General features: G+C 38.1%; 25 protein-coding genes and 3 pseudogenes. 19 read left to right on the top strand and 9 right to left on the bottom strand.

Annotated features, from left to right (window positions below; translation table 11 throughout):
• Window positions 1-101: 101 nt before the first annotated feature.
• From treY to LZ575_RS03875, 6 genes are all read right to left on the bottom strand, one after another.
• On the bottom strand, window positions 102-2,507 hold the full coding sequence (treY, locus tag LZ575_RS03850; protein WP_235328804.1) for a malto-oligosyltrehalose synthase: 2,406 nt from the start codon (window positions 2,505-2,507) through the stop codon (window positions 102-104).
• A complete protein-coding gene (locus LZ575_RS03855) occupies window positions 2,507-4,267 on the bottom strand; it encodes a DUF3536 domain-containing protein (RefSeq protein ID WP_235328814.1) in 1,761 nt (586 codons plus the stop codon). The genes treY and LZ575_RS03855 overlap by 1 nt, the downstream gene beginning before the upstream one ends.
• On the bottom strand, window positions 4,236-4,931 hold the full coding sequence (locus tag LZ575_RS03860) for a hypothetical protein (RefSeq protein ID WP_235328817.1): 696 nt from the start codon (window positions 4,929-4,931) through the stop codon (window positions 4,236-4,238). The genes LZ575_RS03855 and LZ575_RS03860 overlap by 32 nt, the downstream gene beginning before the upstream one ends.
• Window positions 4,932-5,017: 86 nt before the next feature.
• Window positions 5,018-5,350: a DUF3459 domain-containing protein gene (locus LZ575_RS03865; RefSeq protein WP_235328827.1), complete on the bottom strand. Its 333-nt coding sequence runs from the start codon at window positions 5,348-5,350 to the stop codon at window positions 5,018-5,020.
• The gene (locus LZ575_RS03870) at window positions 5,316-5,954 is read right to left on the bottom strand and encodes a hypothetical protein (protein ID WP_235328837.1); all 639 of its coding nucleotides are present in this window, start codon (window positions 5,952-5,954) and stop codon (window positions 5,316-5,318) included. The genes LZ575_RS03865 and LZ575_RS03870 overlap by 35 nt, the downstream gene beginning before the upstream one ends.
• Window positions 5,915-6,832: an alpha-amylase family glycosyl hydrolase gene (locus LZ575_RS03875; protein WP_235328839.1), complete on the bottom strand. Its 918-nt coding sequence runs from the start codon at window positions 6,830-6,832 to the stop codon at window positions 5,915-5,917. Before LZ575_RS03875 ends, LZ575_RS03870 begins: the two co-directional genes overlap by 40 nt.
• Before the next feature lie 281 nt (window positions 6,833-7,113).
• On the opposite strand from LZ575_RS03875, the gene LZ575_RS22265 reads away from it, so the two are divergent.
• The 9 genes and pseudogenes from LZ575_RS22265 (at window position 7,114) to glgB (ending at window position 15,397) form a co-directional block, all read left to right on the top strand.
• Window positions 7,114-7,353 (top strand): maltotransferase domain-containing protein, encoded by a 240-nt coding sequence (locus LZ575_RS22265; protein ID WP_255702948.1) that lies wholly within the window; start codon window positions 7,114-7,116, stop codon window positions 7,351-7,353.
• On the top strand, window positions 7,295-7,567 hold the full coding sequence (locus LZ575_RS22270) for a maltotransferase domain-containing protein (protein ID WP_255702949.1): 273 nt from the start codon (window positions 7,295-7,297) through the stop codon (window positions 7,565-7,567). The genes LZ575_RS22265 and LZ575_RS22270 overlap by 59 nt, the downstream gene beginning before the upstream one ends.
• Before the next feature lie 25 nt (window positions 7,568-7,592).
• A complete protein-coding gene (locus LZ575_RS03885; protein WP_235328841.1) occupies window positions 7,593-8,075 on the top strand; it encodes an alpha-amylase family glycosyl hydrolase in 483 nt (160 codons plus the stop codon).
• The gene (locus tag LZ575_RS03890) at window positions 8,072-8,983 is read left to right on the top strand and encodes a hypothetical protein (RefSeq protein ID WP_235328851.1); all 912 of its coding nucleotides are present in this window, start codon (window positions 8,072-8,074) and stop codon (window positions 8,981-8,983) included. Before LZ575_RS03885 ends, LZ575_RS03890 begins: the two co-directional genes overlap by 4 nt.
• 22 nt (window positions 8,984-9,005) lie before the next feature.
• The gene (treS, locus tag LZ575_RS03895) at window positions 9,006-10,283 is read left to right on the top strand and encodes a maltose alpha-D-glucosyltransferase (protein ID WP_235328879.1); all 1,278 of its coding nucleotides are present in this window, start codon (window positions 9,006-9,008) and stop codon (window positions 10,281-10,283) included.
• Window positions 10,284-10,333: 50 nt separating this feature from the next.
• Window positions 10,334-10,792 carry an alpha-glucosidase C-terminal domain-containing protein gene (locus LZ575_RS03900; RefSeq protein ID WP_235328881.1) on the top strand — a complete coding sequence of 153 codons (459 nt, stop codon included), beginning with the start codon at window positions 10,334-10,336 and terminating at the stop codon, window positions 10,790-10,792.
• A 40-nt stretch (window positions 10,793-10,832) separates the two neighbouring features.
• Window positions 10,833-12,329, top strand: coding sequence for a putative maltokinase (locus tag LZ575_RS03905; protein WP_235330669.1), 1,497 nt, complete (start codon window positions 10,833-10,835; stop codon window positions 12,327-12,329).
• Complete coding sequence (locus LZ575_RS22275) at window positions 12,322-12,447, top strand: hypothetical protein (protein WP_255702761.1); 126 nt, start codon at window positions 12,322-12,324, stop codon at window positions 12,445-12,447. Before LZ575_RS03905 ends, LZ575_RS22275 begins: the two co-directional genes overlap by 8 nt.
• Before the next feature lie 1,052 nt (window positions 12,448-13,499).
• Window positions 13,500-15,397, top strand: a pseudogene (gene glgB / locus LZ575_RS03910) (1,4-alpha-glucan branching protein GlgB).
• Window positions 15,398-15,473: 76 nt separating this feature from the next.
• Here the strand turns inward: glgB and LZ575_RS03915 are convergent.
• Window positions 15,474-15,797, bottom strand: a complete 324-nt coding sequence (locus LZ575_RS03915; protein ID WP_235328895.1) for a hypothetical protein — start codon at window positions 15,795-15,797, stop codon at window positions 15,474-15,476.
• Between the two features lie 62 nt (window positions 15,798-15,859).
• Window positions 15,860-16,054: a hypothetical protein gene (locus LZ575_RS03920; protein ID WP_235328898.1), complete on the bottom strand. Its 195-nt coding sequence runs from the start codon at window positions 16,052-16,054 to the stop codon at window positions 15,860-15,862.
• Between the two features lie 214 nt (window positions 16,055-16,268).
• On the opposite strand from LZ575_RS03920, the gene LZ575_RS23200 reads away from it, so the two are divergent.
• Both LZ575_RS23200 and LZ575_RS03925 read left to right on the top strand, forming a co-directional pair.
• Window positions 16,269-16,409: a hypothetical protein gene (locus LZ575_RS23200; protein ID WP_311195955.1), complete on the top strand. Its 141-nt coding sequence runs from the start codon at window positions 16,269-16,271 to the stop codon at window positions 16,407-16,409.
• The gene (locus tag LZ575_RS03925; RefSeq protein WP_311195956.1) at window positions 16,400-17,143 is read left to right on the top strand and encodes an AraC family transcriptional regulator; all 744 of its coding nucleotides are present in this window, start codon (window positions 16,400-16,402) and stop codon (window positions 17,141-17,143) included. The genes LZ575_RS23200 and LZ575_RS03925 overlap by 10 nt, the downstream gene beginning before the upstream one ends.
• A 56-nt stretch (window positions 17,144-17,199) precedes the next feature.
• On the opposite strand, the pseudogene LZ575_RS03930 reads toward LZ575_RS03925, so the two are convergent.
• Window positions 17,200-17,551 (bottom strand): annotated as a pseudogene (locus tag LZ575_RS03930) (4Fe-4S dicluster domain-containing protein).
• A 154-nt stretch (window positions 17,552-17,705) separates the two neighbouring features.
• Here LZ575_RS03930 and LZ575_RS03935 point away from each other — a divergent pair.
• From LZ575_RS03935 to LZ575_RS23205, 8 genes and pseudogenes are all read left to right on the top strand, one after another.
• Complete coding sequence (locus LZ575_RS03935) at window positions 17,706-18,758, top strand: acyl-CoA reductase (RefSeq protein WP_235328907.1); 1,053 nt, start codon at window positions 17,706-17,708, stop codon at window positions 18,756-18,758.
• A gap of 130 nt (window positions 18,759-18,888) precedes the next feature.
• Entirely contained in the window at window positions 18,889-19,953 is a 1,065-nt protein-coding gene (gene serC, locus LZ575_RS03940) for a 3-phosphoserine/phosphohydroxythreonine transaminase (protein WP_235328910.1), read from the top strand.
• Between the two features lie 35 nt (window positions 19,954-19,988).
• Window positions 19,989-20,954 (top strand): annotated as a pseudogene (locus tag LZ575_RS03945) (D-2-hydroxyacid dehydrogenase).
• Window positions 20,955-21,065: 111 nt separating this feature from the next.
• Window positions 21,066-21,689 carry a DUF937 domain-containing protein gene (locus tag LZ575_RS03950; protein ID WP_235328932.1) on the top strand — a complete coding sequence of 208 codons (624 nt, stop codon included), beginning with the start codon at window positions 21,066-21,068 and terminating at the stop codon, window positions 21,687-21,689.
• 37 nt (window positions 21,690-21,726) lie between these two features.
• Window positions 21,727-22,155: a DUF6146 family protein gene (locus tag LZ575_RS03955; RefSeq protein WP_235328934.1), complete on the top strand. Its 429-nt coding sequence runs from the start codon at window positions 21,727-21,729 to the stop codon at window positions 22,153-22,155.
• Between the two features lie 43 nt (window positions 22,156-22,198).
• A complete protein-coding gene (locus LZ575_RS03960) occupies window positions 22,199-22,501 on the top strand; it encodes a DUF6787 family protein (RefSeq protein ID WP_235328936.1) in 303 nt (100 codons plus the stop codon).
• Window position 22,502: 1 nt separating this feature from the next.
• Window positions 22,503-22,817, top strand: coding sequence for a hypothetical protein (locus LZ575_RS03965; protein WP_235328939.1), 315 nt, complete (start codon window positions 22,503-22,505; stop codon window positions 22,815-22,817).
• Between the two features lie 61 nt (window positions 22,818-22,878).
• Window positions 22,879-23,523 carry a carboxypeptidase-like regulatory domain-containing protein gene (locus tag LZ575_RS23205; protein ID WP_311195957.1) on the top strand — a complete coding sequence of 215 codons (645 nt, stop codon included), beginning with the start codon at window positions 22,879-22,881 and terminating at the stop codon, window positions 23,521-23,523.
• Window positions 23,524-23,542: the final 19 nt, after the last annotated feature.

The raw sequence follows: 23,542 nt of genomic DNA on the forward strand, positions 1-23,542 counted from the left end.
CTTAATATTTGTCAAATTAAGATCAACGGGGTTAAAGATGTTTGATACTTCCACAGGTGCAACAATTATTGCATATTCTCCATCTAATCTACGTGCATAGGCTATAAAACTTTCTGCAGAATTACAGTAATTTTCAGAGGGATGTAATCCCCTTTTTGATACAGATCGAAATTTCTTTTCCTATCAGATAATGTTCTGTTTAAGGTGTACATCTTAACTTTACCACTACCATAATCCTTTTTAATAGTATTTAACTGTTCCTTTAGATGGTTATGATTAAATTTCTCAAATTCAGATAAATATTTTTTCCTTAAATCGTAATTAACTTTCCTTCTGTTGTCGGGATCTACATAACTAAGGTCCCACAATTCTGTTCCCTGATATACATCGGGGATACCGGGGGAGGTAATTTTAATGAGAGTTTGAGATAGGGATTTTACTGCTCCCAGCCCGGCAATTTTCTTCTGAAATTCATCAAAAGATTTTCTGAAGTTCTCATTAGCTAAAATATCCCTGATAAAATCAAAAACATCCTGTTCATATTGTTCATTAGGTTGTGCCCAATTGGAATGAACCTTAGCCTCTCGTAAAACTTTTTGTAAGTAGTCGCTTGAGCGGGATAGAAAATCTTCCTCCTTCTCGAAGGTCATTCCTCCCAGAAGTACCTGGTAAATAAAATATTCTTCATTGGCTGAGGGAACTTCTTTATTTTTCCTCACCTCCAGATTTAATATCTTCCATTCCTGAACCTTTGAAAACCATTCCTCAGGAATTTCGCTGAGCACATCTAACCTCATCCTGGCATCTTCTCCTCTTTTAGTGTCATGAGTTGCTGTGGCACTAATAGCTAAAGGATAATTTTCCAGACGCTGCAGCATCTTTTGATGAAATTCTTCTACCGTAATTCCGAAATTTTCGGGAGAATCACCAACCTCATTATGGGAGGCAAGCCTGTTATATATATAGAAGGAAGTATCTTCTACCCCTTTTGCAGCCAGAGGACCGCTGAACTGCTGGCACCTCTGCAGGAAAAACAACATGTTCTCTTTATTTTTTCCTGCTTCACCCAGGAACAATTTTTTTACCTCCTGAATTTGCTGTTCAAATTCGGGCGCTTTTTCTGTAGCTTTTTCTATTGCCTCGTCAATTACACCCTTTTGCAAAGGTGTAAGCGGAAAATTATGCGGATATATCCTGTAAACAGGAAATGCTGCCAAAACAGCACTTAATGCTTCTTTCCAGCTATCTTCCTTTTGATCTTCAGGTAGTAGATTAATTTCCTTTAAAAGAGTCATCAAATTCTCTAATTCTCCACCCATTCTTTCTTTCAGAATGAATAATTTCTTATCATAGACCAGCGAGTGATAATCTGCAATATCCGGTGCTATTTCAGCATAGGATTCAGAAAAATATTTTTCACTGGATGATTTCGTAAAAAGATGGTTTATCTGGGCAAGGAATTCATATCCGCTTGTTCCCTCTACAGGCCAGTCTTCAGGCAATTCCTCTCCGGCTTCTAAGATCTTTTCTACTACAATGTAAAAATCTTCGCCCACCAACTTCCTTAGAGATTTAAGATAATTGAGAGGATCAAATAACCCGTCTATATGATCTATTCGTAAACCCTGAATTAAGCCTGCGTCACAAAGATCTTTAATATAGGTATGGTAAGAATCAAATACCTGCGGATCCTCCATTCTAAGGCAAATAAGATCATTTATTGTGAAGAACCTCCTGTAGTTGATCTCCTTCTCTGTCCTTTTCCAGTAAGTAGGAAGGAAGTATTGAAGATCAAGTACCTCTTTCATTCGGCTTTCAGACTCATTAATTGCCTTAACATTGTCATTTACAAGTTGAATTTGATCATCTTTTTCATATACCTTTCTTAGAAAAGAAGTTTTTAGATCCTTCCATTCCTCTGCATTCCCGGAAAAATTCTGAAAATGATCCTTCCATTTGCCGTTTAATACATTGGATAGAATGTAGGCATAAGACTCTCTGCTCAAAGGATAAATATTGTCATAGTAAGCAAGTGAGAATCCCTCTTCACCAAGCTGGATATTTAATTCTTTGTTACTGAGAATTTCTTCTAATTCTCCTCCAAGGAAAGGAGCCATAACCTTATTTAAACCTTTGTAATCCCAATTAATATCGAAAAAATTGTACCTTGACGATAATGGCCCCAACTCAAAGATCTCATTAAGCCAAACGTTCTCTCCATCATAAGCCATGTGGTTAGGAACAATGTCCTGTAACCATGTCATTTGCAATTCTTTCAACCTTTCACTAATCTCCCTGAACTCTTCCAGTTTCCCAATTTCCCTATTGAGAGAAAAAGGATCCATCACGTCATAACCATGGGTACTTCCCTCCCTGGCCCGAAAAAATGGAGCTGAATACAGAGTAGAGACCCCCAACCTATCCAGATAATCAACTATCTTTTTAAGATCTTCAAATTTGAAGTCTGGCGAAAGCTGTAAACGATATGTTGTATCAGGCTTTCTCATTAAGGTACCAGATTTAGTTTCTTTTCAAGATCAACAAACCCTGAAAGCCAGGCCTTAGCCTGGGCATTACCCTCCTTACTTTGGTCAATAAATCTGTCGTAGTGTTCATCCTTAATCTCGAAAACTATATTCTGAGCTTCCCATTCGTTAGGTTCTAAGACACTTTTCTTAATAACGGTAAGGAATTCATTAATAGATTTCATTAGCTCATAATTGTCCGGCTCTTTCCTTAATTGTCTCATTAGATAATTAAGCCGATTATCGGTTAGGAAATTGAGAGTGACCACATCTAAAGTGACATTAATTTGTGCGGCAGACTGAAGTAGGTTTTTAAATCTCGATAAACTAAAGTCATCCTTTTCGAGTTCGTTCACCAGTTTATTATTAACAGCCATATCCACGGGCAGCTTAAGCCTGTTGGGCACCTTCATATTAATTTCCTTGAAAGTCTGTAATAGAGGATAACTGTTATCATAGATTTGTTGCATACTGGTTTCAACAGATTTTAAAGTATTTTCCATTACAAGCTCCATGATACTACGTTGCTCGTCACGGAACAAGTGCCAGAAAGAGTAGTTATGATTCCCAAAATAATTATCCATCATATTGAAGATCTCATAAACGTTTCCTTTATTAAAAAATCCTGCAACACTGTTGTGCATCTCCTCAAGTGCCTCTTCTCCCATATACTTGCGGACTCCCCCAAATAAATGATGATCTCCCATATGTAATACCGCATAGGAAATATCTACATTTTCCCAGGTAACATCAGATCTAAACTGCGTACGGCCTATTAAGAGTTTTTGTTTTCCCGCTTCGTAATAATATTTCGTTTTAACACTTGCGCTAAAATTATACAGGCTTACCTCTTCCGGAAAATCTTCAAATAAAGATGAAACAGCGTAATGAGCACCAATTCTAAGCATATCCAGTGCCATAGGCTTTACAAACTGGTTATAGGCTGTAAGGGCTGTGTCATACTCCGGGAGATTACTGGGTATTTTTTCCAGCAACTGTTCAAACTCCTCTTCATAACTTTTGCCACTAATTTCCTCTGCCAACTGAATAGCTCTTTTGGCATAGAAAATATCCTGCATAGATTCAATCCCGGTGACTTCATCAAAGAACCAGCCACAGCTGGTGTACATTAACATAGTATGGTATTGCATCTCCAGAAGTTTCAAAAGATCTATTTGTTCTTCTTCTGTAAGATCTGCTTTAAAATTTTCTTTGAAAAACTCCAGGACATTATCCCTGTCCCGGTCTAAAACTACCTTGATGTAACGGTTTCTTACTTCCCATGGCTCCGATGTGTATTTTTCCATTTCGGTTTCATAGAGCTCAATGAGATTATCCCTTACCCAGTCGAAGGTATTTCTTAAGGGTTCTCTCCATTTCTGGTTCCAGCCTTCATTTCCTCCAGTATTACAGCCACAGTCGCTTCTCCAGCGTTCCACACCGTGGTAACAGCTCCAGGAAGTATTTTCAATAATTTGAGCTTCATATTCAGGAGGAAATTTTTCTAAAAACTCTCCATAAATAGTAAGCTCGGCATCATCGTGCTCATTTATATGATTTAGACAATAGCTCAACGCCATTTCTCCCAGGTGATGGTGGTGACCGTAGCTCTCCCCATCAGTACCTATATTCACAAGCTCAACATCATCTTTTTCTGAAAATTGTCCCTGTAACCTATCCGCAAAGCGTTCCCCATCATTTAACAAACCTTCAAAGGCAACCCCTTGAGAAGCTAGGTCCATCGTAAAAGAACAGGTTAATTGTTCTGCCTGATGGAAGATTACAAACGTATGCTCTCCTGGTGTTCACTTTTGCATCTGTGGCATCTGTCCATTTTTCCTCACCTAATTTCCTCACCTGTTTCGCCTGATATGGAGAAAGAATGGTAAATTTAATATTATGCTTTGCCAGCATTTCCAAAGTATCAGTATTTACAGCCGTTTCACCTAACCACATACCTTCCGGCTCGCGGTTAAATCTTGACCGAAAATCCGCAATTCCCCAAATGACCTGGGTTTCCTTATCTCTCTCATTAGCCAAAGGCATAATAAGGTGATTATACGCCTGTGCCAAAGCAGAACCATGGCCCGAAAAGCGTTCCTGGCTTTCTTTGTCTGCTTCAAGAATTCCCCGATAGGTTTCCGGAGCTTCGTTCTCCATCCACGCCAATAAGGTTGGCCCCATATTGAAACTCATATAGGCATAGTTGTTCATAATAGACTCAATCTTGCCCTCGTGGTCCCAGATACGGGAAGATGTATTTCTTATATAACATTCTGCATTGATCCTGTGATTCCAGTCATGGTAAGGATAAGCTGAATCTTGTATTTCTACTTTATTCAACCAGGGATTTTCTCTAGGCGGCTGATAAAAATGGCCGTGGATACAAACATATTTCTTATTCATTATCTTATTTTTTATTGTTTCGGCAGAATGTTTTTAAAGCCAGATTTTCCTGCTCTCCCATTCCCCCTTGTTTTTAATTGATATAGTTATTTATTTAAAAGCACGAAAGAATGTGCAGGTATTTGAAAATTATTGGAAATACTTTGAAATTTGATCTCCTGGGTTCCACCCCATTCTTTGTTTCCCGATGCCAGTAAAAGTTGCCAGGATCCTTCAGCAACATTTACCTCCTGATCACTGTCAGAAAAATTAAAAGCGGCAAAAAGACTTTTTTCTCCTTCAGCAGTAAGAGTTAACAACCGCTTCTCCTCATTTGAATCAGATATTATTTCATTACTTCTGAAGGGTTCAAAAGCACCGCTTTTTCGCAGCTCCAATAGCTTTTTATAAAAGCTGAAAAATGAATTTCTTCTTTTCATCCTTCTGAAATTCCCAGTTTAATTTGGATGCTTCAAAAGTTTCTTCTCCCTGCGGATCAGGGAAATCTCCTGTATTATTGTCAAAAAAGTATTCAAATTCCCGTTTTCTTCCTTCCCTCACTGCTTTTACCAGGTCTTTATCTCCATGACTTACAAAATATTGAAAGGGTCTATCTTCTGCGAATTCCTCACCCATAAATAACATAGGAACAAAGGGTGAAGTGAGTAAAACTCCCGCTGCGAGTTTTAATCCTTCAAAAGAAATTAACTCCTGCAGCCGTTCTCCCAGCATCCTGTTACCTATCTGGTCGTGATTTTGAATACATACCACGAATTTTGATGGTGGTAATCCCAAAGGATTATTTCCCACAGTTCTCTTTCTAAAATTGGAATAAATTCCATCATATATAAAAGCCTGTTTAAATGCTTTTTCCAGATGTGAAATTTTTCCGAAGTCTTTATAATATCCATCAGTTTCGCCTGTAAGAACAGTATGTAGAGCGTGATGGAAGTCATCTACCCATTGACCTTCAAGACCGTAACCGCCCTTTTCATAGTCGTTAATTATTTTAGTGTCATTAAGATCACTTTCTGCAATGAGCACATATTGCCTCTAACCGTCTTTTCCTGAAGTCCATCCACCTTCTGGCTCATTTCCTTAAGCAAATGCCGCGCACCTCTGTCTATAATTTCATGGATGGCATCCAGGCGTAACCCGTCAAATCTAAATTCTTCAAGCCACATAAGGACATTCTGAATAAAAAAATTCCTTACTTCGTCACTGTGTTTATCATCATAATTTAAAGCTGCTCCCCAGGGGGTTTTATACTTTTCAGTAAAATAGGGACCATATTGAGAAAGATAATTCCCTTCCGGCCCCATATGGTTATATACAGCGTCCAGTATAACAGCAATACCCTTTTGATGGCAGGTATTGATCATTTTTTTTAATCCTTCCACACCACCATAACTATGTTGTGCAGCATATGGATACACCCCGTCGTAACCCCAGTTCCTGTTCTCGGGAAATTGGGAAATAGGTAGTATTTCTATTGTATTAATGCCTAATTCAAGTAAATGGTCTAATTTTTCTGTGACCGCTTTAAAGGTTCCTTCTGAAGTAAAAGTTCCTACGTGAAGCTCATAGATCACCATATCCTTAATAGAAATGCCTTTCCAGGATTTTTCTTCCCACTTAAAAGCATTTTGATCCACTACCTGAGACCAGGAGTGCACACCCTCTGGTTGAGAACGTGAAGCAGGATCTGGAAATTCATTTTTGTTGTTGAGTTTAAACTTATATAAAGTGCCGGGTGGAGTATTTGAGATCGTTCCTTCCCAATAGCCGTGTTTATCCTTTTGAAGTTTTTCGCTTTTTTCTTTACCTTTTATTATTACCTCAACATTTTCTTGTGAGGGTGCCCAAACAGTAAATTTTGTATTGTCTTCATTTAAAAATTCTGCTCCTATCTTTCTATACATATTATCAATTTCTCTGAATTTTCCAAATCTAAGAAGGATATAGGGGTATGTTTTAAGGTTTAGTAATTTTTTAACGGTGAAGTCAGCTACACTTATCTAAATTTAAGTACTTTAAAATAAAAACGGTAGATTTTTCAACGAAACTAAGCATAATAGGAGTAAAAACAAAAAGATCATAATGAAGATAGAAGGCCATAGAAGAGTAAGTATAGATAATGTTTCACTAAGTAATAGATTGTGGGAAATATCCCATTAAAAGAGTAATTAAGGAAAGTATAGAAATTAAGGCTGATATTTTTACTGATGGCCACGAAAAGGTAGATGCAGTTATTTTATATCGGGAAAAAGTAAAAGGAAAGAACAAGGAAAAAAAGTGGAATGAAAAACGACTGGAATTTGTAATCAATGATCGCTGGCGTGGTTCTTTTCAATTACTAAGCAACCGGATTTTACGAATACACTATAGAGGCATGGGTCGACCATTTTGCAACCTGGCAGTATGGTTTAAAAAAGAAATATGACGACAGGCAACCAATAAAAACTGAGCTTCTTATTGGAGCACAAATGATGGAGGAGGCGATCGCACGTGCTTCTGCCCCTCAAAAGAAGAAACTTCAATCGTGGATAGAAGAACTTCGTAAGGATGAGAATGACAAAAGATCTGTTGAACTCGCACTTAACGAGGAAGTGACCGAGGTAATGTATCAAAACAGGGACAGAACAAAAGCTCACTAAGTATGATAAAGTTCTTGAGGTACTGGTGGAGAGAGAAAGAGCATTATTTAGTTCCTGGTACGAATTTTTTCCACGTTCAACGTCTCCCGAGGAAGGTACTCACGGGAACTTTGCCACCAGTGAAAGAATTCTTCCTGAAATCGCCCGTATGGGGTTTGATGTAATCTACTTACCACCTATTCATCCAATTGGCCGAAGTCATAGAAAAGGTGTGAATAACGCCACCGAAGCTCAGCCTGGTGATCCCGGATCTCCCTGGGCAATTGGTGCAAAAGAAGGAGGACACAAAGCCGTTCATCCCGAATTGGGAACCATAGATGATTTTACAAACTTTGTTAGTAAGGCCAATGATTTGGGAATGGAAATCGCCTTAGACTTTGCTATCCAGTGTTCTCCCGATCATCCTTACGTTAAAGATCATCCGCAATGGTTTAAATGGCGACCCGATGGAACTGTACAATATGCTGAAAATCCGCCGAAAAAATACCAGGACGTTCTGCTTAAGTGAATTTTGAAACTGCCGACTGGGAGAATCTATGGCAGGAGTTAAAAAGTGTAGTAGAATACTGGATTGACAAAGGAGTCAAAATATTTAGGGTTGATAATCCACATACAAAATCCTTTATATTTTGGGAATGGCTAATAAGGGAAATAAATCTGAAGTATGACGGAATATTATTTCTGGCTGAAGCTTTCACCCGTCCAAGAATAATGGAAAAACTGGGGAAAATTGGTTTTACTCAATCGTACACCTATTTTACATGGAGAAATTCAAAAGAGGAATTTATAGAATATATGACAGAACTTACAAAGACCGATATGAGAGATTACTTCCGTCCTAATTTCTGGCCGAACACACCCGATATTCTTCCCATTTCTTTGGAAAATAAAGGAGAACCATCCTTTTTAATACGTCTTCTTCTGGCAGGGACCTTATCCTCTAATTATGGTATGTATGGGCCTTTATTCGAATTTGGTCTTAATGAAGCCTATCCCGGGAAAGAAGAATATACCAGGTCTGAAAAATATGAGGTGAAACATTGGGACTGGAACAGGCAAAATAAAATAAAAGAAGTTATAACCAGTCTTAACCAAATAAGAAAAGAAAATAAAGCACTACAAAGCACCTGGAATGTAGAATTTTGTGACACCGATAACAATCAACTCCTTTGCTATTCCAAAATAAGCGAGGATAAAGAAAATAAATTATTAATTGCAGTAAGCTTTGATCCTGAGCACAGCCAGGCAGGTTGGGTTAAAGTTCCTTTAAAGGATTTCGGATTAAAAGAAAACGAACCCTATTCTGTAACCGATCTTTTATCTGGTAATAAGTACTTCTGGGAAAATGAATGGAACTATGTTGCACTCCACCCTCAGGCTATACCAGCCCATATTTTTAAAGTAGAAAAAGCATAAAAAGCGAAGAAAAAAGAAAACTATGACAGACCAAACTAATAAAGATGATCAAATATATTGGTACAAAGATGCCATAATCTATGAATTGCATATCAAAGCGTTCTTTGACAGTAATGGAGATGGAATAGGTGATTTTGCAGGTCTCATGCAAAAACTTGATTACCTTGAAGATCTTGGAGTTACGGCAATTTGGCTACTACCCTTCTACCCTTCTCCTCTTAGGGATGATGGCTATGATATAGCTGATTATTATTCTATAAATCCTTCATATGGAGATATCAAAATCTTCAAAAAACTTATTAAAGAGGCTCACAAACGCGGATTAAAAATTATTACGGAACTTGTAATTAACCACACCTCAGACCAGCATCCATGGTTCCAGAGAGCAAGAAGAGCTCCTGAGGGGTCTGACCATAGAGATTATTACGTTTGGAGTGAGGATCCTAACAAATATAAAGATGCGAGGATCATTTTTACTGATACTGAGCCTTCCAACTGGACCTGGGATCCTGAAGCCAAAGCCTACTTCTGGCACAGGTTCTTCTCTCATCAACCAGACCTTAATTTCGATAATGAAAATGTTCAGAAGGAGATCTTTAAAATTCTCGATTTCTGGTGCAAAATGGGAGTGGATGGATTCCGCCTGGATGCGGTACCATATCTGTTCGAAAGAGAAAATACCAACTGTGAAAATTTAGAACCTACGCATGAGTTTTTAAAGAAATTAAGATCTTATGTAGACGAACATTTTGATGATAAACTTCTTTTAGCTGAAGCAAATATGTGGCCGGAGGATTCTGCAGCCTATTTTGGTGATGGAGATGAGTGTCATATGAATTACCACTTCCCAATTATGCCGCGAATGTTCATGGCTGTAAAAATGGAAGACAGGTATCCTATAATTGATATTATTGATCAAACTCCTGAAATACCTGAATCCTGCCAGTGGGGTATCTTCCTTAGAAACCATGATGAACTAACGCTCGAGATGGTGACTGATGAAGAAAGGGATTACATGTATAAAGTATATACAAAGGACCCGCAGGCTAAGATCAATGTAGGTATCAGGCACAGACTTGCCCCTCTTTTAGAGAACAACCGCAGCAAGATCGAGTTAATGAATGTGCTGCTATTTTCTCTACCCGGTACACCTATAATTTACTACGGAGATGAAATAGGAATGGGAGACAATTTTTATTTAGGAGACCGTGACGGTGTTCGTACACCAATGCAATGGTCGGCAGACAGAAATGCCGGATTTTCACATGCTAATCCTCACAAGCTGTATCTGCTTAAGTAATAATTGATCCTGAATACAAATATGAGTCTGTTAACGTAGAATCGCAGTTAATGAATTCTTCATCCTTATTATGGTGGATGAAACGAATTATCGCTATGAGAAAGAGATTTAAAGCTTTTGGCTGGGGGGATATAAAATTCCTGTCTCCTGCCAATGCTAAAATCATTGCTTATACCCGCTCATTTGAAGAAGAAGAAATTCTTGTTCTTGCAAATCTTTCCAGATTCCCTCAGGCAGCGGAACTCGAACTGGAAGGTTATGAAGGTTATACTCCTGTTGAAGTTTTTAGTCATAATAAATTCCCACAAGTGACAGAGAACCCTTACCTGTTCACAATGGCGCCTCACGGCTACTATTGGTTCCTTTTAGAAAAGGAAAAGGGGCAGGTTGAAGGACCGGAAAAAAAGAAGCAAACATTAAAGTTGGGAGAATGGCAGGATCTTTTTGATAATAAAGTAAGAGCAAAATTTGAAAATAAAATCTTACTAAGCATATCTCAATTCCTGTAGATGGTTTGGAGGTAAATCCAGGGTTATTCAAAATATATCTATAGTTAGTCATTTAGAAATGCCTGTAAAAGATATTCCTACTTCCTGGATTACGCTTGAAATCAATTATAATGATGGCTTGCCCGAAACTTATCAACTTCCTTTGGCTTATATGCCCTGTCACAAGGATGAACAGGTAAAAGAGATTCCTAAAAAAGGGATCATTTGTACTACATACCTTGGAAACGAGGAAGGGATCCTGTTTGATGCAGTTTACAATGAAAATTTCCGAAATCAAATCTTTAGCAACATAAGAAAAGGGAAAAAGATTCAAAATGGCGTGGGTGATCTTGTTTTCTATCAAAGCGATGACGGAAACGACCTGGGTAAAGGTGAAATCCATTCCAGAGTTTTAAATGCAGAACAAAGTAATACATCCCTGATCTACGACAATAAGTACTTCCTTAAACTATACAGGAAACTTGACAGTACAATTAACCCGGATCTGGAGATCACAAGATATCTTTCAGAAAAAACCGATTATAAAAATTCTCCTCAGTTTGTAGGAGCTATAGAATTTAACCCGGGACCTAATAAGATAATAGTTTTGGGTATGATGCAGGATCTTATTCCTAATCAGGGAGATGCCTGGGATTACACAAAAGATTCTCTGGAGAGATATTTTGAAGGTGTTATGACTCGTTCAAAAGAGGTAAAACTGGAGCAGGCACAGGGAGAACTTACACAACCAATAAAATATGATGACATTCCTGAATCCATGAAGGAATTCCTGGGAGTAATTTATCCTGAAAGAGCTCATCTTCTGGGACAACGTACTGCTGAAATGCACACTGCCCTCGCCGCACGACCAGATCAAAAAGATTTTAAACATGAAGAATTCTCGTTACATTATCAGAGATCGGTTTACTCTTCTTTACAATCGCTTACAAGGAATTCTTTTCAGATGCTTCAGAAAAGTCTGAAAAATTTACCTGAAGAGATCCAAAAGGAAGCAAAGGAAGTGCTTGATATGAAGGACGAGGTGCTACGGGTATTCAAAAGGATCTATGACCATAAGATTCCTGTGATGAAAATACGTACCCACGGTGATTATCACCTCGGGCAGGTATTGTGGACAGGAAAAGATTTCATAATCATTGATTTTGAAGGAGAACCAGCACGAGCTTTTAGCGAACGAAGATTAAAAAGGTCACCTTTACGAGACGTTGCCGGAATGGTACGTTCCTTTCATTATGCCGCCTACAGTAGCATAATGGAGCCGGAATTTGAGCAACAAAGAAAAGATGGCGATCTGGAAGCCTGGGCAGAAGCCTGGTATTACCACATTACACGTTTATACCTGCAGGGTTATAACGAAAGTGTGGGAGAAAGCGACTTTATCCCTCAGGATCAGGAAGATTTTAAGATACTGATGGAAACATTCCTGCTTGAAAAAGCAGTTTATGAACTGAATTACGAACTAAATAATCGTCCTAACTGGGTATTAATACCGCTAAGGGGCATTAAAACAATAATAGGGAGGTATAGAAATGGCTAAACGAAAAGAAATAAATACAACCGACAACAACATAGAGAATCAAAAACCAACAACTGGTGCAAAAAGCAAAAAGGTTACCGATAGTGACTTAAAAATGCCTTCTGCCACTAAGCGATAATGCAGGGGACGCTAATAATAAGTCCCCACAACCAAAAGATACAAGTAAATTACCGCAAAGGGAAGAGCCGGGGTTTTCCGGGCAAAATGAAGGATCTTTTTCACCTTCAGGAGCTACGGGTTCTACAGACGATTCCGGCTCACCTAGAGGGGAAGAGAAAAGAAAAACTAAGCACAAAAGCACAGGTGAAAAAGCCATCAAAAATAACTCACGGAGCTGAAGGTAGATTTTCTGACAAAGAAAAAGGAACAGCTACGGGTTTAGAAGATGGTAATGCAAACAATGCGGGGCTGGTAAGCGGAAATGATCCTGCGGTAAACACCTCCGGCAAAACAGCCAGGGCTAAAAAGCAAGCTAAAGTGAGTCAACCTGCAAAAGGAAGTCTTTCCGGTAAGGACAAAACTGCAGATATTGGAACAAACCTTCCTGGAGCCGAAAAGGATTCTTCGGGAGACAAGCCTAAAAAGTTACCTGTTCCAAAAAAGAAGTTGCCGGAGTCTACTTCTTCAAATGAAGCCGACAACACTGGAATAGGTAGTACTCAAAAAGGTAAGAAAACAGGGAAAGGCGCTGGAGCTGGCAAAGAATCTGCAAAAAGAGCAACTAAATCCACTGCTGGAAGTAAAACCTCCAAATCCTCAGCAAAATCAGAAGAGAAATCTGCCCCTGGTCCTGAGGTAAAAGGAAGTGGAAAAAGGACCACAAATAAAAAATCTAAAGATGAAGACTCCGGTACTTCTACTGCAGAAGACCTTAAAAATCTTGCAACTTCAACTGCTAAGAACATTGCCGACAAAATTCTTCCGGATGAAGAGACCCGGAATACGATTTTAAAAACTGCGAAAGACATTCTACCTGACCCTGAAGAAGTTCAGAAAAAAGCGAAAAAGCTTAAAAATGATCTTTCACCTGAAATTGACCTTGTCAATAAAGCCGTTGACAAGATTATTCCGAAGGATGAGATAAAAGAAAAGGCAGGAAAAATTCAAAAGGCGGCAAAGGATATTAGAACCAGAAATGAAGAGAAAGCAGCAGAAAAAAAGTTTGATGAGATTTCTTTACTTTCAGATTTAGATATCCATCTTTTTAAAGAAGGAAAACATTTTCATCTCTATAAAAAATTAGGATCTCATGTAATGGACTTTAACGGTACCAGCGGTGTATACTTTGCCCTTTGGGCTCCTAACGCCAGCCAGGTTTCTGTAATTGGAGATTTTAATGATTGGTACAGCAAGCTCACCCAATGACTGCCCGGCCAGATGGTTCGGGAATTTGGGAAGCTTTTATACCGGAAGCTAAAAATGGTAGCCTTTATAAATATTTTATCAAATCCAACAATGGCTATGAAGTGGAAAAAGGAGATCCCTTCGCGTTCTACTGGGAAGTTCCGCCAAATACTGCCTCAGTCGTTTGGGACCTAAAAGCAAGCTGGAATGATAAAAAATGGCTTGCTGACAGGAAAGCGAATGCAGGAAATGCAAAACCTGTTTCAGTTTACGAATTACACGTAGGCTCCTGGAAAAGAGTGCCTGAAGAAGATATGAGATCTCTATCTTACAGGGAACTTGCTGATCAACTGCCACAGTACCTAAATGAAACCGGATTTACGCACGTAGAATTTATGCCCGTGATGGAGCATCCATTTTTGGATCCTGGGGTTACCAGGTTACTGGATATTTTGCGCCTTCCAGTAGGTTTGGAACACCTCAGGATTTTATGCACTTAATTGATTCCCTGCATCAGGCTGGTATTGGGGTAATTCTTGATTGGGTTCCCTCCCACTTCCCGTCTGATATGCACGGTCTGCATTATTTTGATGGTACATTTCTATATGAACATCAGGATCCAAGAAAAGGTTTCCATCCGGACTGGCAAAGCTATATCTTTAACTATGGTCGAAACGAGGTGCGATCCTTCCTTATCAGTAATGCCCTCTACTGGCTGGACGTATTCCATGCCGACGGATTACGGGTAGATGCCGTGGCTTCGATGCTTTACCTCGATTACTCCAGAAAACATGGAGAATGGGAAGCAAACGAACACGGAGGTAATGAAAACCTGGAAGCTATAAGCTTCCTCAAAGAATTCAATGAAGTAGTTTATTCGGAATTTCCCGATACCATGACTATAGCTGAAGAATCCACCGCCTGGCCAATGGTTTCAAAACCAACTTATATGGGCGGCTTAGGCTTTGGTATGAAATGGATGATGGGTTGGATGCATGACACCCTGGAGTATTTTCAGAAAGATCCTATTCACAGGAAGCATCACCAGAATACCATTACTTTTAGTACAACTTACGCGTTTACTGAAAATTTTATGTTGCCGCTATCCCACGATGAAGTGGTTTATGGTAAACAATCCATTATTAACAAAATGCCGGGCGATCACTGGAATAAATTCGCCAATTTAAGGTCCCTTTATTCCTATATGTATGCCCATCCCGGAACAAAATTGTTGTTTATGGGTGCTGAATTTGCACAGCCAAGCGAATGGAACCATGACGGTAGTCTGGAATGGCATCTTACTAATGAAGAACCTCATAGGCAAATCCAACAAACTATCTCCGCTTTAAACCGACTGTATAAAAATGAACTAAGCACTGTACGAAAAAGGTTTTGATGCTGAAGGTTTTGAGTGGGTAGACTTTAATGATGCTGAGAGCAGCGTAATAAGTTTCCTTCGAAAAGGTGACGATCCCAGAGAATACATACTTGTGGTTTGTAATCTCACTCCGGTTCCAAGGGAAAACTACAGGATTGGAGTGCCCTACCAGGGGAACTGGAGGGAAATTTTTAACAGTGACGACCAGGGCTTTGGAGGAAGTAACATCAGGAATTCTGATACTGTTAATTCTGAAGCTGTGCCAACTCACGGAAAAGATCATTCAGTTTCACTTACCCTTCCTCCTATGGGTATTATCTATCTTAAAAGAGATACAAATAATTAAGAACTATAATTTTAAAAAGTTTTAAAATAAATAATCCTGCCGTTAGAGCAGGATTATTTATTTGTTTAAGAGTTTGTTATCCTACCTGAACTTCTTTGGTAAAACTTCTGCCATTTACATGAACAGTAATGGTGTATTTACCCGCAGGCACTTTAGAAAAATCTAATGTTTTCTTTACTATTAAATCATTACAATATATAGTATTGACCAAACCGCCCTTTTTGTCATAGACCACAAAAGAAGTTTCCTTCATACCCGGGTTGGTTAGAAAAACTTTTACAAGATTTTTCTCCGCTTTAAATTGTGGTTTAAAAATAGTCCTGGATGATTTCCCCGTCAACTCTATTCCTGAAACAGTTTTTGTTACTTCTGTTGTTTGGAAACTGTGCTCTTTTTCCAAAATAAGGAAATAGACACCATTTGGAATTACTTCAAGATTAAAGGTTTTTTTATAATTATTCTTTAATAGAAGATTATCCTTAAATAGGATTTCTCCTTTTTCATCCTGAAAAAAAGAATTGCTCCTTTTTCTTCTTCGGCAAGTTCAACAGTAAGGATTTGATCACTTGACACCTTTACGTCAAATCCATCGGCCGCTTTTACTTCAAAATTTACCAGCATAATCAGCATCACTAAAAGTTTAAAAACATTTCTCATAATTTTAGGTTTAAAGGTTAATACTTATCTTCCTTACAAACCTACTGCAGCTTTAGATCTAATTTGAGTCCAGAATATTCCAATTAATTTGCAATTTTACCCTTAGATCTCTTTACGCAAACGATTAATGATAAAATAGCATATTTTTGCGTTAAAAACGGCTACGTGCCTAAAAAGGAATGATAGTAAATTTTATCTTCTAAAATTGCAGGAAATGAAAACTTTAATAAAACCCACTTTTGAAAAGGTAGAGCTTTTGGCAGTTCATTTTCATACCGTAGATATGATTCTACTCACCAAAATAAGAGTCATACCTTTTGGCATTACCATCCCGAAATTGAATTGGTGTACGTAAACGGAGGTTCAGGCAAAAGACAAATAGGAAGCCATATTTCTTATTATAGAAAAGGGGATCTTATACTTATAGGTTCTAATTTACCTCATTGCGGGTTTACCGATGGGCTTACCAAGAATGAATGCGAAACTGTAATACAACTCAAGCCGGACTTTTTAGGATCTGCGTTTTTTGATATTCCTGAAATGAGAAACATAAAGTCACTCCTTAACAGTGCAAAAATGGGAATTGTATATCACGGCAATGAAAAACGTATGATAGGTAATGCTATTGAAGAACTAAAAGATAAAAATCATTATGAACGCTTACTGGGTTTATTGCAGGTTTTTAAACTTCTTGAAGAAGCTGAAAATTATACAATACTCAACGCCCAGGGCTTTGTCCTGGAAGCCGAATTACAGGACAATAACAGGATCAATATTATTTTTAATTTTGTAAAGGAAGAATTTCATCGTTTAATTACCCTGGAAGAGGTTGCCGATATGGTGAGTATGACAGTACCATCATTTTGTCGCTATTTTAAAAAAATAACAGGAAAAACCTTTGTTCAGTTTGTTAATGAGTACAGGTTGGTACATTCAGCTAAATTGCTTCACGAAAAGCAAGTGAGTATTCTAGATGTTTGTTTTGAAAGTGGATTTAATAATTTTAGCCATTTTAATAAACAATTCAAGAAGTTCACGGGTAAAACACCTTCAATTTATAGGAATGAATTAAAATTCCTGGTTTCATAAGAACCTAAAACAAAAAAATCCCGCCAGTAGCGGGATTTTTGTTTTGTGAGAAAACTTTAGTCATGGTGCATGAACCTCTGTTTTGTTAGAAGCTTTTCCTCTGTTTCTACATGATCCTCATCAGGTACGCAACAATCTACTGGACATACAGCAGCACATTGTGGTTCCTCATGAAAACCTTTACATTCTGTACATTTATCAGGAACTATATAATAGATCTCATCACTCACTAAGCTCCTGTGGTTCATTAGCATTAGCTTTACGGCCATCCCAAAGTACTACGTTTCCTTCTAAATCTGTTCCATCAGCATATCTCCAATCATCAGCACCTTCGTAAATCGCTGTATTTGGGCACTCCGGCTCACAGGCTCCGCAGTTTATGCATTCATCTGTTATTACAATTGCCATAGCTTTTTATTTATTTAATTATCTCTTACTTCCTAAAAATACTGGCAGGAATTTATCCTCTATTTTTATAGGAATTGTAAGAGAATTGTGATCAATAACTTTTATTTTCGTGCACAAATTTAAAGCCAAATCAATTCATAACCAAATAAGACAGATGACAATACAGCAGCGGAAGGAACATTTTATTGAACTTGGCGTTTTTCTTAATCAGTTTAGTAATGCGGGGGGAGCAGTTCCCGCCGGGTTCCCTAAGAATGAAAAGGTTTTCAAAGCACTGCAGGAGCAAATTGAAAGGGCAATTCATTACAATGGATGGTTTACAAAGGAGAATATTTTGTTTTCACTTGACCAATGGAGCCAGGCTTTAACTGAAGAGAACATTAACAACTGGATAGCTCCTTATAATTTCAAAGAAGAACAATTAAAGACTGTTGCTATAATAATGGCAGGAAATATTCCCCTGGTAGGCTTCCATGATTTTCTTTCAGTTCTCATTTCAGGAAACAGGCTCATAGCAAAACAGTCCTCCAATGATCAAAAATTACTTCCTCTTATCGCTGAATACCTCTACTCCCTGGAACCGGAATACAGAAACAGGATATCTTTTACAGAAGGACGACTTCAAAATTTTGATGCTGTTATTGCAACGGGCAGTAATAATACCGCCCGATATTTTGAATACTATTTTGCCAGTAAACCTTCTATTATCAGGAAGAACCGCAATTCTGTTGCTGTTCTCACCGGAGAAGAAAGTCGTGAACAGCTAGAGGCACTTGGAGAGGACATTTTTAAATATTTTGGCCTTGGCTGCAGAAACGTTTCAAAACTTTATGTTCCTATAGGTTATGATTTTGACGCCTTCTATAAAGCAATTGCTCCCTGGGAAAGACTTTTGGATCATGCGAAATATGCCAACAACTACGACTACAATAAAGCGGTATACCTGATGAGTGAATTTCCTTTCCTCGATAATGGTTTTCTAATCCTTAAGGAGGATAAAAATTTTGGTTCTCCAATTGCCACTGTTTTTTATGAGGAGTACTCTAATGATGCGTCATTAAAGGACCTGCTTCAGCAAAATTCTGAAAACCTGCAGTGCGTGGTTTCCGGCGATTCGGTATCCATAGATTTCGGAAAAAGTCAGCAACCGGGTTTATCTGATTTTGCAGATAATGTAGACACGCTGGCATTTCTTCAGAATCTATAAAGTTCAGTAGGTAGGCTGTATTCTGTACTTCATTCTATTTTTATTTGAATCCCCACTTTCGTAACTTGGCAGATGACTAACTATCGATACAAATAATTGCCGAAGACGGCATATTTTTAATTATGATTTTATGAAAAAACACAACTATAGTGCGGGCCCATGTATTCTCCCACAAGAAGTATTTGAGGAAGCTTCCCAGGCAATTTTAAACTTCAATAATTCCGGATTATCCATTCTTGAAATTTCACATCGCAGCAAAGATTTCGTGGAAGTAATGGAAGAAGCCCGCAACCTTTCTCTTGAGCTTCTGGGTCTTGAAGGAAAAGGATATAAAGCTCTTTTTCTACAAGGTGGTGCCAACATGCAGTTTCTTATGGTGGCATACAATTTACTGGGAAAGAAAGCAGCTTACCTTAATACAAGCACCTGGTCTTCTAAAGCAATAAAAGAAGCAAAACTTTTTGGTGAAGTTAATGTAGTGGCTTCTTCTGAAGATAAAAATTTCAGCTATATCCCTAAAGGATTTAAAATTCCTGATGATGTAGATTATTTTCACTGTACAAGTAACAACACAATTTTTGGGACTCAAATAAAGAAATTTCCTTCTACAAAAGTTCCGGTCGTCTGCGATATGAGTAGTGATATCTTCTCAAGACAGCTGGATTTTTCAAAGTTTGATCTTATTTATGCAGGAGCTCAAAAGAATATGGGACCTGCAGGAACCACTCTTGTTGTTGTTAAAGAGGATATCTTAGGTGAGGTTGAAAGAAAAATACCTTCGATGCTGGATTATAAAGTGCATATTAGCAAAGACAGTATGTATAACACTCCTGCCGTTTATGCTGTCTATGTTTCGTTGCTTACAATGCGCTGGCTAAAAGCAAATGGTGGTATAGCAGCAATTGAAGAACAGAATGAAAAAAAGGCGGCCTTGCTATATTCTGAAATAGATATTAATCCTCTTTTCAAAGGTTTTACTGCAACAGAAGACAGATCTATCATGAATGCAACCTTTAACCTATCCAAAGATTCTTTAAAAGATAAATTTGATAGAATGTGGAAAGATGCAGGAATCAATGGGTTAAATGGCCACCGAAGTGTAGGTGGTTACAGGGCTTCGATGTATAATGCCTTACCCCTGGAAAGCGTACAGGTATTAGTTGATGTAATGAGCGATCTTGAACGTGGAGCATAAATAATAGGAAAAATGTTTCCCGAAAATCAAAGAAAATGAGAGTATTAGCAAATGACGGTATTTCGCAGAGCGGAAAAATTGCTCTTGAAAAAGCCAGTGTTTGAAGTTATTATTACCAAGGTTGCACAGGAGCAACTTAAAAATTATCTGAATGAAGAAAAAATAGATGTTATTCTCGTAAGAAGTGGCACCCAGGTGCGGAAAGATCTAATAGACTCCTGTAAGAATCTTAAAATAATAGGACGCGGTGGCGTAGGCCTGGATAATATTGATGTTGATTATGCTCTTAGCAAAGGAATAAAGGTAATTAATACTCCCGCAGCCAGTTCATCCTCTGTTGCAGAATTGGTATTTGCGCATCTCTATGGAGGAGTAAGATATTTATATGACGCTAACAGGAATATGCCTTTAAGTGGAGATTTAGAATTTAAGAACTTAAAGAAGAATTATGCAGGAGGAAGGGAATTACGGGGCAAAACTTTGGGAATTATTGGCATGGGACGCATCGGGAAGGAAGTTGCCCGTCTTGCTCTTGGTATTGGCATGAAAGTTATAGCCAGTGATGATGAAGTTGGACACACTGATATTACGTTACATTTTTATAATGACCAGGTGGTGACAATCCCTATTAAAACTGAACCTGTTCAGGAACTTATTAAACACTCTGATTTTATTACACTCCATGTGCTTAAGCACAGCAGGAACCTATTATTGGTAAAGAAGAAATCCAGGAAATGAAGAAAGGCGTAGCTATTATCAATACCTCCCGGGGAGGAGTAGTAGATGAAGCGGCGCTTCTGGAAGGTTTGGCTTCAGGCAAAATTTCATTTGCAGGCCTGGATGTTTTTGAGAATGAACCTACACCTGCGGTAAAAGTTCTAATGGACCAGAAAATCTCGCTCTCCCCACATATTGGAGCTGCAACTCTTGAAGCCCAGGATAGAATTGGTATAGAACTGGCAGAACAAATCATATCTATTTTAAATGGAAAAAATGTTTAAAGACTGGTTGATCAATAGAAATGCTCCGTCCTCGGGGCATTTTTTTTATAACTACTTTGGGAATTCAGCCCGCAAAAATATTGTACATTCTTTTCATTAAAATTACTAGTTATGGCATCAATACTTGATTTGTTAGGTACTCAAAAAGGAGAAGAATTTATAGCAAAGGCCAGTGAGGCAACATCTGAAAGTAAGGAAAATGTTACAGGAGTTTTAGGCATGGCACTTCCCATTCTTTTAGGGTCTATGAAAAATAACATTAATTCTTCGGAAGGTGAAAAAAGCCTCGACAACGCTCTCAATAGCGAAAAACATGGAGATGATTTTCTTACAAATCTCAGTAATGGAAATTCTTCAGAAATGACTGCAGAAGGAAACAAAATTCTGGATCATATCCTGGGGGATAATCAGGGTAATATTGTTTCTGTTATAAGCAATACATTAGGAATTGAAAAATCTTCTGTTTCTAAAATTATTAAAATGGCAGCACCTCTTCTAATGAGTATACTGTCCAGTCAAAAGAAAAAAACTAATACAGCTTCATCAGGACTAAAAGATCTTCTGAATTCGGTAATGGGAGCATCGGGGAAATTTGATAACTCTCTTATCGAAACAATTTTAAATGGTAAGGGAGACGGCAACATTTTAAATGATGTGAAGGGAATGGCACTTGGAGGTGGAAAATCTGGTAAAAAAGATGGTGGTATCCTTGGTGGAATGCTGGGTGGCAAATAACAGGAATAATTTTTGTTACTTAGTAAATAAAAAATAAATGAAAAACTTTCTATATCTAATATTCCTTGGCTTAATGATCTATAGCTGTGGTTCAAGCAGGGAAAGGGACTTTAATAATAAGGAAATCCCTGTAACTGCCAATGACACAGTGAGAATCGCTAATGACAGCCTGGAATATGAAATTATTATTATAGAACCTGGTTTTCATGCTTTTATTAACAGCATCGCAAGGCCCAGAGGTTACCACAGCCAGTCTTACCTTGAAAATAAAAACCAATTTCTAACCCAGGACTATAATGCCCGGGTGAGAAATCCTCTCCAGTATAATCCCAATCTTTATGTTCAGGAAATCAATTATGAGCCAAGCATTGATTATGGATATGAAGTAAATTACCTGCTCTACAATTATTTTGTCTTCTTTTCCAGGGAATATAACCAGCGGTTTTCTGTACCCACACGATTGTAAAGGATATTTTTTTAATTGGGCGTAGATGTAATATATTTGCAGCATGAATAAATTGAAGCAGCGTTGGGGTATAGAATCTAACTTTCAGATCATTCTCATTCTAATTGTTTTCGCATTGACGGGTTCTACTTCAACAAAACTTGCAGGTCCATTGTGTGATTTTTTAGGTCTTCATCAGGATTCTTCTCCCTGGTATTTTTACTGGCTTATCAGGATTATGCTTATTTTTCCAATTTACCAGGTACTGCTCGTGTTTTTTGGATGGCTATTTGGCCAGTTTAAATTTTTCTGGCAGTTTGAAAAGAAAATGCTGAGCCGAATAGGACTTGCACGATTTTTAAATTAAAGTGAGTAGTTTAAAAAAACATATAATACTATTCTTTGCTCTGGCCCTACTGTTCCCATCGGCAGTTAGCCTTACCCACATTTACGCCCACGAGATCCAGGTAGAATGCAATCACGAATCGCAGGTACACTTACATAAAAAGAACATTGACTGTGAACTATGTCATCTTCAACACAGTTCCTTCTTTACATTTGCTCCTTTTAATTTTGAGCTATTCCAGCCCGAAATTTTCAATAAAAAATTTTTTCTTCATTATCAGTTTTTAAGTGAATACCAGAGGCTTTCCTTTGGGTTGCGTGCACCTCCCGTTGTTTAGTAATATCAGCCCCGATTCCCCGGGAAATTTATTTAACTAATAATTTTTTGAAGAATATAAAATGTACAAATATTTATGTATGGTATTTGCCATGCTCATCGCAAGCTCGGCACTGTCACAAAATTTAATTGAGGGAAAAATTACTGATGCAGAAACGGGACAACCTGTTTTTGGTGCTTCAGTTTCAGTACCCAAACAAGAAAAAGGAAGCCTTTCTTCTCCGGACGGTAATTTTAGAATAATAAACCTTGCGAACGGAAATCACCAACTGGTAATATCCTCATTAGGGTATGCAACTAGAACTCTTACTGTCACTGTTCCTTTACAAAATCCCATTAGTATTACTCTGGAACCTTCAGCAATAGAAATGGAGGAAGTTATAGTATCTACTCCTTTTCATAGATTACAGAGTGAAAATGTGGTTATGGTCACTCGCGCTACTGTAGATGATTTAAATAGATCTGGCGCTGTAACTTTAGCAAATGGAATCTCGCAGCTTCCCGGCGTAGAGACAGTAACTACGGGGGCGGGAATAGGAAAACCAGTAATAAGGGGATTAAGTTCTAACAGAGTTTTAGTCTATGCACAGGGAGTAAGGCTGGAAAATCAGCAATATGGAGATGAGCATGGTCTGGGTTTAAGTTCCAGTGGAGTAGAAAGTGTAGAAGTAATTAAAGGACTTAGCTTCATTGTTATACGGGAGTGATGCCCTTGGCGGAGTTCTC

It is taken from the genome of Antarcticibacterium sp. 1MA-6-2 (assembly GCF_021535135.1).
Lineage (GTDB): Bacteria > Bacteroidota > Bacteroidia > Flavobacteriales > Flavobacteriaceae > Gillisia.